General features: G+C 69.1%; 10 protein-coding genes. 3 read left to right on the forward strand and 7 right to left on the reverse strand.

Features of this window, described 5'->3' with window-relative positions; genetic code table 11:
• Positions 1-2: 2 nt before the first annotated feature.
• Positions 3-1577, forward strand: coding sequence for an ATP-binding cassette domain-containing protein (locus DI276_RS27065; RefSeq protein ID WP_112268560.1), 1575 nt, complete (start codon positions 3-5; stop codon positions 1575-1577).
• Between the two features lie 710 nt (positions 1578-2287).
• Here the strand turns inward: DI276_RS27065 and DI276_RS27070 are convergent.
• Positions 2288-5011: a BTAD domain-containing putative transcriptional regulator gene (locus DI276_RS27070; protein ID WP_112268347.1), complete on the reverse strand. Its 2724-nt coding sequence runs from the start codon at positions 5009-5011 to the stop codon at positions 2288-2290.
• A gap of 163 nt (positions 5012-5174) precedes the next feature.
• On the opposite strand from DI276_RS27070, the gene DI276_RS27075 reads away from it, so the two are divergent.
• Positions 5175-7307: a vWA domain-containing protein gene (locus tag DI276_RS27075; RefSeq protein WP_157984971.1), complete on the forward strand. Its 2133-nt coding sequence runs from the start codon at positions 5175-5177 to the stop codon at positions 7305-7307.
• Positions 7308-7338: 31 nt separating this feature from the next.
• Here the strand turns inward: DI276_RS27075 and DI276_RS27080 are convergent, their stop codons facing one another.
• A complete protein-coding gene (locus DI276_RS27080) occupies positions 7339-7725 on the reverse strand; it encodes a cupin domain-containing protein (RefSeq protein WP_112268351.1) in 387 nt (128 codons plus the stop codon).
• Between the two features lie 52 nt (positions 7726-7777).
• Here DI276_RS27080 and DI276_RS27085 point away from each other — a divergent pair, with 52 nt between their 5' ends.
• Complete coding sequence (locus DI276_RS27085) at positions 7778-8749, forward strand: GlxA family transcriptional regulator (protein ID WP_112268353.1); 972 nt, start codon at positions 7778-7780, stop codon at positions 8747-8749.
• On the opposite strand, the gene DI276_RS27090 is transcribed toward DI276_RS27085, so the two are convergent.
• The 5 genes from DI276_RS27090 to DI276_RS27110 form a co-directional block, all read right to left on the reverse strand.
• A complete protein-coding gene (locus tag DI276_RS27090) occupies positions 8727-9518 on the reverse strand; it encodes a GrpB family protein (RefSeq protein WP_232836947.1) in 792 nt (263 codons plus the stop codon). The genes DI276_RS27085 and DI276_RS27090 overlap by 23 nt on opposite strands.
• On the reverse strand, positions 9499-10371 hold the full coding sequence (ligD, locus tag DI276_RS27095) for a non-homologous end-joining DNA ligase (RefSeq protein ID WP_112268355.1): 873 nt from the start codon (positions 10369-10371) through the stop codon (positions 9499-9501). The genes DI276_RS27090 and ligD (DI276_RS27095) overlap by 20 nt, the downstream gene beginning before the upstream one ends.
• Positions 10361-11803: a non-homologous end-joining DNA ligase gene (gene ligD / locus DI276_RS27100; RefSeq protein WP_112268357.1), complete on the reverse strand. Its 1443-nt coding sequence runs from the start codon at positions 11801-11803 to the stop codon at positions 10361-10363. Before ligD (DI276_RS27100) ends, ligD (DI276_RS27095) begins: the two co-directional genes overlap by 11 nt.
• Positions 11804-12625, reverse strand: coding sequence for a non-homologous end joining protein Ku (ku, locus tag DI276_RS27105; protein WP_112268359.1), 822 nt, complete (start codon positions 12623-12625; stop codon positions 11804-11806).
• Positions 12626-12755: 130 nt separating this feature from the next.
• Complete coding sequence (locus tag DI276_RS27110; protein ID WP_112268361.1) at positions 12756-13733, reverse strand: tyrosine-type recombinase/integrase; 978 nt, start codon at positions 13731-13733, stop codon at positions 12756-12758.
• Positions 13734-13966: the final 233 nt, after the last annotated feature.

Raw genomic sequence — 13966 nt, forward strand, 5'->3', positions numbered from 1 at the left:
CGATGCTCGAGATCAGCGACCTCAGCGTCCATTACGGACACAAGCGCGTCGTCAGTGACGTGAACCTGCGTCTCGCACCTGGCCAGACGCTCGGGCTGGCGGGTGAGTCGGGGTCGGGCAAGTCGACGGTGGCGATGTCGGTGCTGCGGTTGCTGCCCAGGTCGGCGCGGGTGGACGGCGAGATCCTGCTGGACGGCGACGACGTGCGGACGATGTCGTGGGGGCGGCTGCGGGCGGTGCGGTGGGCGTCGGCGTCGATCGTGTTCCAGGGAGCGATGCACTCGCTCAACCCCGTGCAGCGCGTCGGTGACCAGATCGCCGAGCCGATGCGCCTGCACGGCACCAAGGGGAACGTCCGCGATCTCCTGGAGCAAGTAGAGCTCCCACAAGAGAAAGCCCGGTCTTATCCGCACGAGTTGTCGGGTGGGCAGCAGCAGCGGGTCATGATCGCGATGGCGCTGGCGTGCGGGCCGCGGCTGGTGATCGCCGACGAGCCGACGACGGCGCTGGACGTGGTGGTGCAGGCGCAGGTGCTCAAGGTGCTGAAGCGCCTCGTGGCCGAGCAGGACCTGGGCCTGCTCATGATCAGCCATGATCTGTCGGTGCTCGCGGAGACGTGTGACGACCTGGCGGTGATGCATCGCGGAGAACTGGTCGAGCGTGGCCGCACGAGAGAAGTGATCGCGAATCCGCAGCACCCGCACACGGCGGCGCTCACGGCGGCGTTCCCGGTGATCGGTGACCCCGCGCACCGCTGGGCCCAGCCTGAAACAACCGAGCCCAGGACGACCGAGGAACCGCTCCTGGCGGTGCACGAACTCACCGTGGACTACGGTCGGACGCGCGCGGTCGACGGGGTGGACCTGACGGTCGGGCGGGGCGAGATCGTGGCGTTGGTCGGGCAGTCCGGCTCCGGCAAAACGACACTGGCACGTACCATAATGGGGCTCCGGAAACCGTCCTCCGGTCGGGTGATCTTCGACGGTGCCGAGGTGCCCCGCAACGGCAAGGCGCTCAAGGCGTTCCGGCGGCAGGTGCAGCTGGTGTTGCAGGACCCGGCGAGCGCGCTGAACCCCCGCCACAAGGTGCTCGACGCGGTCGCCGAGGGGCTGCGCGTCCACGGCATTCCCGACGGAATTCCCGACGGGGAGGAATCGCTGGTCACGGCCGCTGTCGAACGCGCGGAGCTACGTCCCGCGAGCCTGTACTTGGAGTCCCTTCCGCACGAGCTGTCGGGGGGTCAGCAGCAGCGGGTGGTGATCGCCGGCGCGCTGGTGCTGCAGCCCCGTCTGCTGGTGGCCGACGAGCCGGTCGCGTCGCTGGACGCGTCGGTGCGCGGGGAGATCGTGGCGCTGCTGCTCCGGTTGCGGCGTGAGCTGGGCCTTGCTTCATTGATCATCACGCACGACCTCGGGCTGGCGTGGCAGATCGCCGATCGAGTCGCGGTGATGCATCAGGGGAAGATCGTGGAACAAGGCTCGGTGGAACAAGTGCTGCTCAACCCGTCACACGACTACACGCGCGCCCTCCTGCGCGCAGCGCCCAATCTCGGGCCCGATCTCGGACCTCAGGTCTGACCAGGTGATCCCGAAGGTGATCCCGAAGGTGATCCCGATCGAACACGCCCGCTATCGGGCCGCGCTGACGCCTGCCGAGATCGGGCGCGGCGGGGCCGACGGCTGGGTCGACGTGCACGACGTGCCGACGCTGGCGTGGCTGGCGTGGAACGACCTGGGCCGCCCACCGGGGGTGCTGGGGGAGCTCGCCGAGGCGACGGAGCCGGAGCACGTGCTGGCGCTGTGCCGGATCCTGGCCTCGACCTCCCGCACGGACACGGCGGCGGTGTGGCGCTACTTGGCGGCGGACTGGGAACGCACCGGCGAGCGTTCCGACGGCAGGCAGCGCTTCCTGCTGGACCGTGCGACGCGTGGTGAGGGCATGAACTGGCGCGACTTCTCCGCCCTGATGGGCACCGATCGGCCGGAGGAGGTCGACGCGGCGTTCGACCGCGGCGAGGACATGGTCGGCATCTCGGTGATCGGCCTGTCGCTGTCCTATCCGGACCCGTGGGTGACGCTGGCACGGGTCGTGCGCGCGTTGGACCACAACCGGATCGAGGTCCGCCAGCACGGCGCCACGGCTCTCGCGCACGTGGCACGGCTGCACGGCGTGGTGTCGCGGGAGTGCCTGGAGGTGCTGCGGCGCCATCCCAACGACGTGGCCGAGGACGACCTGTGGACGTTCATCGCGCACCGCCGGCTGCCGGCGTGGCTGTGGTGGCGGCGGATCAAAGCCCGGCTAGGGCGGCGAGTTCCGCGCGCACCGCGGTCTCGGTTACGCGGTTGCGCTGTCCCACGGCCCGGCGCAGTGCCTCGTCGAAGTACTGCCGGGCCTGGTCGAGGTCGCCCTCGTCCTTCGCGACCCGGCCGCGTTCCAGCGCGATGTGGCAGCGCATCTCGTCCGGGCTGTACCAGCCGCCCGGCGTCAGCTCCCACGCCCGGTCACACTCCGCGCGGGCCGTCGCGCAGTCACCGGTGAGGCGGGCCAGCTCGGCCAGCCCCAGATGAGCGCCCGCCTGCACCACCTGCGCCCCGGCCCGGCGGGCGAGGGTGAGCGCGAGGTCGAAGTCGGCTTTCGCTCCGGCCAGATCTCCCGCGGCCAGCTGCGCGTGGGCACGTCCAGCGACAGCCTCCGCGGTGTCCTCGGTCGCGCCGAGCTCCTCGAGCAGGCCGCGGGCGCGTTCGACGTATCGCAACGCGCCGGTGGCGTCCCCAGCGGCCAGCGCGATCTCGCTGAGCTGCGTGAACGCCAGCGCCGCACCCCACCGATCACCGACCTCGGTGAACGCCTGCGCACCCCGGCGCAGCAGGTCCTCGCTCGCGGCGTGGTCGCCCTGCATGCGGGCCATGAGACCGTCGCCCACCAGGGCGAGCGCCTGGCTCCACGGGTCGGTGCCCAGCAGCCGGTTGCGGTGGTGCCACACCTGGGACTCGTCCTGCGGGGCGCCGAGCGCCATGCCCCACAGCATGGTCATGATCGGGTAGCGCGGCGGCACGTTCAGCGTGACGAGCAACGAGTCGGCCTGGCGGATCCGGCCGGTCTGGTCACCGGTCGCGACGGGCCAGGCGATCAGCAGACACAGTGCGTACTCCTCCTCACGCTCTGGCGGAGCCGTCTCGCCGCACGCGTGCACGACGGCTTCGCCCAGGTGGGCGGCTTCGGTGCGCAGGCCGCGACACCAGTAGTAGGTGGCGAGCGCGGCGACCAGTTCGAGCGCGAGGGTGATGTCGTGGGCAGTGGCCCAGGTGACGGCGGCGACGAGGTTGTCGTGATCCTCCTTGAGCCTGTTCAGCCACTCCACCTGTTCGTGCGCGCGCAGGTGCGGTTCGGCTTCCTGGGCCAGCGCGAGGAACCAGCGCGCGTGCCGTTCGGCGAGATCCGGCGCGCGACCACGGCAGAACGCCCGGATCGTGTCGAGCATCCGGTAGCGGTCGCCGCTGATCTCGACGAGTGACTTGTCCACCAACGAAGTGAGAGTGTCTACATCGGACTCGCAGACACCGAGAACCGCGTCCAGGCTCGCGCTGCCGGAGAACACGGTGAAACGAGCGGCGAGGTCGCGTTCGGCATCGGTGAGCAGGTCCCAGCTCCACTCGACGACCGCATGCAACGTGCGGTGCCGGGGCGCGGCGGTGCGACTGCCCTTGGACAACAACCGAAACCGGTCGCCCAGCCGAGCGGCGATCTCCGTGAGCGCGAGTGACCGGACGCGTGCGGCGGCAAGCTCGATGGCGAGCGCGATCCCGTCCAACCGCCGGCACACGTCCGCGATCAGCTCGCTGTCCGCGGTGAAGCCGGGCTTGACGGCCTGAGCGCGGTCGAGGAACAGCCGGACCGCGGCCTCGTCGTCGAGCGCGGCGACCGGGCTGAGGACCTCACCGGTGATGCCGAGCGGTTCACGGCTGGTCGCGAGCACCTTCACGTCCGGGCACGCGGCGAGCACCGTGCCGAGAACGCGGGCGGCGTCGCCGATGACGTGCTCGCAGTTGTCCACGATCAGCAACGCGTGCCGAGCAGCCAGTGCCGCCAGAAGCCGTTCTTCGACGCTGACCGGCCCAGCGGACAGCAAGCCGGCTTCGCGGACCCCGACACCGTCAAGCAGCGCGCGTGCCACATCAGAGGTGGCGCTGAGGTCGACGAACGCCACCTCACCCTGCTCACGGTGGCCGACCTCGACCGCGAGCCGGGTCTTGCCGGTACCGCCGGGGCCGATCAAGGTCACGAGCCGGTTCTCCTGCAGCCACTTGGTGACGCGGCGCAGATCTTCGTCCCGGCCGACGAAGCTGGTGAGCTGCGCGGGCACACCCCGGTGCGGCGCCTCGGCCCGCAGCACCTCCAGGTGGGCAGCAACGAGCACAGGGGAGGGGTCGACCCCGAGCTCGTCGGCCAGCAGCGAGCGGCCTGCCGCGAACACCTCCAGCGCCTCGGACTGCCGGCCGTCGCGGTGCAACACCCGCATCAACGCGGCCCGCACGTCCTCCCGAAGTGGATCTTCGGAAAGCAACTCCCGGAGGTCGTTTTCGGTCCCGCCGGAAAGTGCGCAGTTGATGAACACTTCTCTCAGCCGGAGCCGGGCTGATGCCACGAACGGCGCGTCGACATCAGCGAGAGCGGTGCCACGCCACAGTTTCAGCGCCTCAGCACCACGCCCGGCCGCGAGCAGCTCGACACAGAGCTGGAGATCCACGTCGAACGGGTCGGCGACCAGCCGGTATCCGGCGGGGTGGTGCTCGATCACGAGCCCGGGGATGGTCTTGCGCAGCCGGGAGACCTGAGATTGCAACGCGTTCGCGGCCCGCGTGGGTGGCTCCGGGTACAAGCCGCCGATCAGCTGTTCGTGCCCCACGATCCGCCCAGCGTCGAGCACGAGCATCGCCAGCAGCGCGCGCTGCCGTGGCGCGGCGACCTCCACACCGTCGACCTGCACCGGACCGAGCACCCCGAACCTCACGGACGCGATTCTTCCGGACTCACCAGATCTACAAGGCCGGAACCCGCACTGCTCCGAATAGGTCGCCTATCGATGCAAATCGGTGACCCGCTGTATCAGGACCAGCACGTGCGGTCTCCTTCCGTTCGGTCGGGGACGAAACGAACGAGTGGAGAACACAGGCATGAGACCCATGATCACGGTCGGCACCGCGTTGGTCGCCACCGTGGCTCTCGCGATCCCTGCACACGCGGCCGACGGCAACCTGCCCGGCGGCACCAGCATCGGCGTGACGATCACCAGCCCGGCCAACAACAGCGTGGTCGTGCCGGGCCCGGTCACCGTCACCGGCAAGGCCTCGATCGGCACCGGCGTCGCGGTCGTCGACACGGCGCTGACCTACGTGCTCGACGTGTCCGGCTCCACCCAGGGCAACGTGTCCGCCGGCTGTGGCGGCGACCAGAACGGCGACGGCAACCCCGCCACGATCCTCGACTGCGAGATCGCCGCCGCGAAGGCGTTGCACGCCAAGGCCGCCGTCCCGAACACGGTCGTCGGCAACACCGGCGCCGCGGTCTTCGGCGAGAACGGCCAGACCGTCGACGTCAGCCCCGCAGCCGGCGACCAGAAGGTCGTCGCACCGGGTGCCGACGCGAACGGCAACGGCACGAAAGACGTCCCCGAAGCGCTCGCCAGCGCGTTCTTCGGCGGCGGCGTGAACCTCTTCACCGCCCGCAACGCCGGCAACACCACGAACTTCGTCGGCGGCCTGACCGCCGGCATCTCCTCGGCCACCGCGGCATCCCAGCCGCGCAAGCTGATGGTCTTCTTCTCCGACGGCGCGTCCAACGGCCCCGGCACCGTCGACGCCGCCCTGCAGCAGGCGAACAACGCCGGCATCAAGATCTTCACCTTCGCCGTCTCGAACGCCGCCGCGTGCGACAACCCCGGCCTGCAGGGCTCGCTGCGCAAGATCGCCGAGACCACCGGCGGCACCTGCACCGAGGTCCCCAACGTCTCGCAGCTGCCCGACGTCGTCCCCGGCGTCATCGCCTCCAAGCTCACGCAGCTGACGTTGAAGGTGAACAACGGCGCGGACATCCCGATCACCTCGATCACGCCGAGCCTGCCGCAGGACGGCCCCGCCACGGTCGACTACACCGTGGACACCCCGCCGCTGGCCGCAGGCACGCACCAGCTGTGCGTCACCGCGCACGGCACTGACGGCGGCGGCGCCGGCTCGGTCACCGAGTGCACCACCGTCAAGGTCAACGCCCCGCCCGTGGTGAAGCCCGGCGGCCCGTACGCGGGTCAGGAGGGCACCGACGTCGCCATCGCCGGCCAGGTGACCGACCCCGACGGTCCCTCGCTGACCACCAGCTGGACCGCCACCCCGAAGTCCGGCGTCGACGCGGGCGCGACCTGCTCGTTCGGCAACCCGGCCGCGCAGGCCACCACGGTCAAGTGCACCGATGACGGCGTGTGGACGCTGACCCTGACCGCCAACGACGGCGTGAACCCCGCGGTGAAGGCCACGACCGAGCTCACGCTGTCCAACGTCGCCCCGAAGGTCACCCTCGCCGCCGACAAGACCCTGGTCACGCGCGGCACCACGGTGAACTTCACCGCGCCGTTCACCGACATCGCCACCAACGACAAGCACACCTGCACGCTGAACTTCGACGACGGCACCCCCGTGGTGAACGGCGCCGTCGCCCAGGGCGCCGGTAGCGGCACCTGCACCAGCTCGCACGCGTTCACGAAGCTCGGCGCGCACAACGTCCTGGTGACCATCACCGACGACGACGGCGACTCCGCCACCGCCGTCGTCAAGGTCGTCGTCTACCTGCGCGGTGAGGCGTGGGCACTGAGCGCGTCGGGCCTGATCAACGTCGCGAAGACGCCGCACGCCCAGTGCCCGCCCAACGAGGACAAGACCGTCGCCCAAGTCAACGTGCTGGGCCTCGCCTCGGGCAACGCCCTGCACGCCGACTGCACCCTCGACCCGAACACCGGCCGCACGGTCGCCTCGGCACGGGTGGAGGGAGCCACGCTGCTCGGCGGAGCGATCAAGCTCAACGCCGTCGAGGCCAGCTGCGTCAGTGACGCGAACGGCATCGTCGGCTCCTCCAAAGTCGGCACGCTCAACGGCCAGCCGATCGGCACCGCTCCCGCCACCATCGGCATCCCCGGCGTCGCCACGGTCCACCTCAACGAGACCGCGACCGGACCGAACGGCCAGCTGATCCAGAACGCCGTCCGGGTCCGCACGCTGCTCGGCCAGGAGATCATCCTGTCGGCCTGCCGCCTGGGCTGACCCGCTGACCTGCCCTGGGGAGTTCTGCTCCTCAGGGCAGGTCGTGCCCGATCGTGGCGTCCACGTGGTCCGGGACCTCGTCGTGCCGGTCGCCGACCGTCAGCGTGCCGGTGGGTTCGAACAGCAGGAGCTGCGCACCGGACGGGGCGGAGGGCTTGTGGAACATCCCGCGCGGCACGGTGAACACCGAGCCCTGGGGGAGCACCACCGTGCGTTCGCCGTCGGGCTCGCGCAGCGCGATGTGCAGTTCGCCGTTGAGCACCAGGAAGAACTCGTCGGTGTCGTCGTGGACGTGCCAGAGGTGCTCGCCGTCGACCTTGGCCACCCGCACGTCGTAGTCGTTGACCCGCGTGACGATCCGAGGGCTCCACACGGTGTCGAACGAGTCCAGGGCTTTGTCGAGAGAGATGGGGTTCACGCCCTGAGCCTGCCGCTGTACTCGCGACCGACGTGAGTGCTAGGAATCGCACATGCCGCAAGAATCCTCGCACCGAGTCGTTGTGATCGTGGACGAGAACTCCAACCCGTTCGAGCTCGGCTGCGCGACTGAGATCTTCGGCCTGCACCGCCCCGAGATCGGCCCCGACCTCTACGACTTCCGGCTCTGCTCACCCGAACCGGCCACGGAGATGCGCGACGGGTTCTTCACCCTCACCGCCGTCGCGGACCTGAGCGCGGCCGACACCGCCGACACCCTGATCGTCCCCAACCGGCCCAACGTCGAAGCACCCCGCCGGCCCGCCGTACTCGACGCCATCCGCCGCGCTCACGCCCGCGGCGCCCGGCTCGTCGGCTTCTGCAGCGGCGCCTTCACGCTCGCCGAGGCAGGGGTGCTGGACGGCCGCCGTGCCACCACGCACTGGCAGTGGGCCGAGGCGTTCCGCACCCGCTTCCCAGCCGTGCAGCTCGAACCGGACGTGCTCTTCGTCGACGACGGCGACATCCTCACCTCCGCCGGCAGCGCCGCCGCCCTCGACCTCGGCCTGCACCTCGTCCGCCGCGACCACGGCGCCGAGATCGCCAACGCCGTCAGCCGCCGCCTCGTCTTCGCCGCCCACCGCGACGGCGGCCAGCGCCAGTTCGTCGAACGCCCCGTACCCGACCTGCCCGACGAGTCACTGGCCCCCGTGCTCGCCTGGGCCCAGCAACACCTCGACACCACCCTCACCGTCGCCGACCTCGCCGCACGCGCCGCCGTCAGCCCCGCGACCCTGCACCGCCGCTTCCAGGCCCAGCTCGGCACCACCCCGCTCGCCTGGCTCACCGGCGAACGCGTCACCCTCGCCTGCCGCCTGATCGAACTGGGGGAGCAGCGCTTCGACGTCGTCGCCCGCCGCACCGGCCTGGGCACCGCCGCCAACCTCCGCGCGCTGATGCGCCGCGAGACCGGCCTGACCCCCTCGGCCTACCGGCGCCGGTTCAGCTCAGCGCCCGCAGGATGATCCGCGCCACCACCCGCGTCTTCGCGTCGGCGTAGTCCTGCACCCGCTGCCACGTCTGGCTCGCCAACGCCCGCTTGGCCGCCTCGTACTCCGCCCGATCCTGAGGGTGCGTGCGCAACCGGTCGCGGAAGGTCAGCATCCGGTCGACCTCCTCGCAGCCGGGGGAGAACACGTGCAGGTTCACATTCGGCACCGTGCCCTTCAGCAACCGGTGCTCGTACCACGACCGCTCCCGCAACCGCAGGTAGTAGCCCGCGTCGACGAGAGCCGGCACATACGCGTCCTCGTCGTTCGAATCCGGCACCACCAGCACAATGTCGATCAACGGCTTCGCCGCCAGCCCCGGCACCGACGTCGACCCGCAGTGCTCCACCCGCACGACCGCATCACCCAAAGCCGCCCGGATCTTCGCCTCCTCCGCCGCATACCACCGCGGCCACACCGGGTCGTACTCCTGCAACTCGATCGGCGCGTTGTGCGGCGGGTTCTCCGTCACGAACTCCACGTCGCCCGGCTCCGCCCGCACGCGCCCGAACACGTACAGCCGCGCGCCCGGCCCCTCCAGCAAGCGGTGATCGTGCCAGCCGTCCTCCCGCACCACGACCCGATAACCGGCGGCCCCCAGCGCGGGCACGTACGACGCCTCATCGCGCGGATCGTCCACCACCAGCATCAGCTCGACCGGCTCCGCGGCCAGCCCGACCGACTCCAGCTCCGCACCCGGCAACACCGCCAGAATCCGTTCCCGCTCAACCACCGAACAGGTCACCGGCCGCCTCGACCCTCTCCAGCACCTCGTCGGCCGTGAACACCAGCTCCTCCGGCACCTGGCACTCCTCGACCTCGTCCCACGTGATCGGCGTCGACACCGACGGACGCTCCCGAGCCCGCAACGAGTACGGCGCCACCGTCGTCTTCGCCGGGTTGTTCTGCGACCAGTCGATGAACACCTTCCCGGTGCGCTGCGCCTTCGCCATCGTCGCCACCACCAGCCGCGGCATCTCCTTCGCCAGCCGCTGCGCGACGTCCTTCGCGTACTCCGACGTGTCCTTCGCCGGCGCATACGCGTACACCTGCATGCCCTTGTTGCCCGACGTCTTCGCCCACGAATCCACACCGTCGTCGTCCAGCACCGTCCGCACCTGCTCAGCGACCCGGCAACACTCCACCACCGTCGCCGGCGCACCCGGATCCAGGTCGAACACCAGCAGATCCGGATCCCGCTTGCCCCCGCGCGGCCCCACCGTCCACTGCGGCACGTGCAACTCCAACGCCGCCAGGTTCGCCAGCCACACCAACGTCGCCAACTCGTCCACCATCACGTAGTTGACCGTCTCGTTGCCCTTCGAGCTGCCCGGCGACTCCAGCCGCATCGTCCGCACCCAGTCCGGCCGGTGCTCCGGCGCGTTCTTCTCGAAGAACCACTTCCCGTCCACCCCGTTCGGGTAGCGCTTGAGCGTGACCGGACGGTCCTTGAGATGGGGGAGCAACACCGGGGCGATCCGCGTGTAGTAGTCGATGATCTCGCTCTTGGTGAACCCGAACTCCGGATACAGCACCTTGTCCAGGTTCGTCAGCTTCAACACCCGGCCCTCGACCCGCACCGTTGCATCACTGCTCAACCCGACGCACCTCCTCAGGCGACTTGTCCGGCCGCAAACCCCGCCACGCCGGAAACCGCATCCGCCCGTCCGGCGTCCACTGCCGGAACACCACCTCCGCCACCAGCTCCGGCTCCACCCACTTCGCACCCTTCGACCGCTCCCGCGGCATCTCCGTCACGAACGGCGACGACTTCCGCGCCAACGCCTTCAACCGCGGCGTCAGCACCGCCAGCTCCGCGTCGTTGAACCCCGTGCCCACCGACCCCGCGAACGCCAGCCCGTCACCCTGCGGAATACCCAGCAGCAACGCGCCGATCACCCCGGCCCGCTTGCCTTCACCCATCCGCCAGCCGCCGATCACCACCTCCTGCGCCATCAGGTCGGTGATCTTGCGCCACACCGGCGACCGCACCCCGGGCTGATAGGTCGAGTCCAGCCGCTTCGCCACCACCCCCTCCAGCCCCTGCTCCCGGCTCGCCGCCAGCACCGCCGCACCGTCGGTGTCGTAGGACGGGGGAGTGAGCCAGTACGAGCCCTTCAACTCGAGCTCTCTGAGCAACTCCCGGCGTTGCCGAAAGGGCAACTGCAGCGTGGAGGTGCCGTCGAGATGCAGCAGATCGAACAACAGCAACGTGATCGGGTACTGACGCGCCGCCCGGCGCGCCGCCTCCGCCTTGCTCACGTGCATCCGGTTCTGCAACGCGCTGAAACTCGGCCGGCCGTTCTGCAACGCGACGATCTCACCGTCCAGCAGCGCCTCGGTGGAGCCCAGTTGCTCGCCGACGCCCTGCAGTTCCGGGTAGGCGACGGTGATGTCGTTGCCCAGCCGCGACCAGGCCTGCACCCGCCCGCCCTCCACCCGCAGGATCGCGCGGACACCGTCCCACTTGAACTCGTAAGCCCAAAGATCATCATCGTCCTGGGGGAGGGGACCGGGCGCCGCCAGCATCGGCTTCAGGATCTCGGGGAGCGTCTGCCAGTCCGGCCGCACCGGAGCATGCCGGCGCTTCATCATCCAGTTCTTCCCGTCCCTGCCGGAACGGAAGAACACGAACTGACCTCGGGTGCGGTGACCGTGCAAGATCACATCGACCTCGCGGTCCGACCACTTCACCGTCTCGTACCGGCCGCGATCCCAGATGAACATCTCGCCGCCGCCGTACTCGCCCTTCGGAATCTCCCCAGAAAACTCCGCGTATTCGAGTGGGTGATCCTCCGTGTGCACAGCCAACCGGATCACATCCGTCGTGGGCGGCAAACCCTTCGGCACCGCCCACGACACCAACACACCATCACGCTCCAACCTCACATCCCAATGCAGGCTGCTCGCGTGATGCTCCTGAATCACAAACGTGTCGTTATTGCCTTTAGGCAGTACGTCAGCATCGGGCACGGGCTCCGGCGTCCTGGCCGGATCCCGTTTGCGCCGGTACTCGTCGAGCCCGGCCATCTACGCCGACGAAGCCTTCTTCTTGGCAGGAGCCTTCTTCGCGCCCTTACGCCCGGCCTTCGCCTTCTCCACACTGCGCTCCAGCGCCGTCATCAGATCGATGACGTCGCCCTTGTCCTCCACCTCAGGCTGCTCGGGCAACTCCGCACCCTCCGCCTTCGCCGCGATGACCTTCTCCAGCGCATCCCGGTAGTCGTCGGTGAACGTGTCCGGATCGAAGTCCCCGGCCATCGACTCCACCAGCGACGTCGCCATCTTCAGCTCCTGCGGCCGCACCTCGACGTTCTGGTCCAGGAAGTCGAACTCCGCCTTGCGGATCTCGTCCGGCCACAACATCGTGTGCATCACCAGCACGTCATCCCGCGCCCTGATCGTCGCCAACGTCTCCTTCTGCCGAATCGTGATCTTCACGACCGCCAGCTGACCCGTCTTGACGAGAGCATCCCTGAGCAACACGTACGGCCGCGCAGCCGCCTTGTCCGGCTCCAGGTAATACGTCTTCTGGAAGAAGATCGGATCGATCTCCTCCGCAGGCACGAACTCCAGGACGTCGATCGACTTGTCGGTCTTCACCGGCAGCTTCTCGAAGTCCTCGTTCTCCATGATCACCATCCGGCCGTCGTCCAACTCATAGCCCTTGGTGATGTCGCCGTACTCCACCTCGTTGCCGCACACCGAGCAGACGCGCTTGTACTTGATGCGCCCGCCGTCCTCCCGGTGCACCTGGTTGAAACGGAAGTCGTGCTCCTCGACAGCCGTGTAGAGGCGCACGGCGATCGTCACCAACCCGAAGGAGATGGCCCCACGCCACACGGATCTCATTCTCATTGGGTACCCCTGAAATGCGGTTTTCGCACTATCAGGTCACCCACTCGGCCTAACGATCCGGCAACAGGGCGACCCCCGGCTTGTGGTCATTGAGCCGAGAGTGCCCTATCGCGGTGGAGCCGGGCTAGATGTCTTTGAGCGCCCGATACGTCCTGTTGCTCGCCACCGCCGCTCGCCGCTCCCGCGCAGTCGCCTCGATGTAGTTCTGACTCGTCGCCAAACTCGCATGCCCCAGCAACGCCATGATCTCGCTGGCACTCGCACCGTCCTCGGCAAGCCGCGTCGCAAAGGTGTGCCTGAGAGCGTGCAAATTTGCGCCCGTCGGGACCCGGTCGTTCAGCCCCGCCCACCGGAAACACGACTTCACCAGGTACTCCAGGCCGCCCCTCCCGATCGGCTCACCGTGGCGGTCCCTGAGCAGCGCTGAGTCGCGGTCGAACCGGCCCTGCGGGAAGCGTTGCCGGCAGCTCTTCAGATAGGCGTCGATGATGTGTTCCATCGGGGGCTCGATGGGGACTGACCTGTCCCGGTTGCCCTTGCCCTTCACGTGCAGCCGCTTGTCACCTTCCCGGCCGACGACGCTCGCGAGAGTGAGCGTGCGCATCTCCGCACTTCGCAACCCCGCCACCAGACCCAACGCGATCACCAGCACGTCGCGTTCAGGCCACGGGTCACGGCCCTTCCGCGCGCCCTCCTTGGCCGCCGTGAGGAGCTGTTCGGGGGTGTCCTCACCCCGGAGCGGCTTGGGCACGAGCGGAGGGGTCTTGGGGCGGGCCACGGCGCCCATCGGGTTGCCGGCGATCAGGTCCTCGGCCACGCAGAACGTCAGGAACTGGTTCCACGTCGACCAGGCCCGCAGCACGGAGCTCTTGGCGTGCGTGTCGGCGAACAGCCCGAAGGCGTGGCGGAGGTTGCCGCCGGTGAGGTCCTGCGTCGTCAGGTCCTCGACAGGGGAGTGGAGCGTCTCGGCCAGGAGCGTGTTCACGCCCTGGAGATCGCGCTGGTAGGCCGCCGTTGTGTGCGGCGAGTCCTTGCGCGTCCGGCGAGCGAGGAAGAAGGCGTCCTGGGCGGCGAGCACGTGCATATGGATCTTGTACCGCACGGCACCGACAATCCCGTGTTCCGTGCTGGATAATGGCGATTATGCATGAAATGTCCGTTTCGTCCGGAGTTCGCCGGACGCTGGACCAGGTGGCGTCACTTGTCGGGGATCGTGAGCGTAATGACGTGCCCCTGCGTACGTCTCACTGACGAGTCGTCGGTGTCGACCGCGCTCCGACATCGCCGGTGTTCCGATGTTGTGGCGTCTGCAAGTGCGGCCAGCCTGCCCGCTGG

The sequence above is a fragment of the Lentzea terrae genome, from assembly GCF_003265345.1.
Taxonomy (GTDB): Bacteria; Actinomycetota; Actinomycetes; order Mycobacteriales; family Pseudonocardiaceae; genus Lentzea; species Lentzea terrae.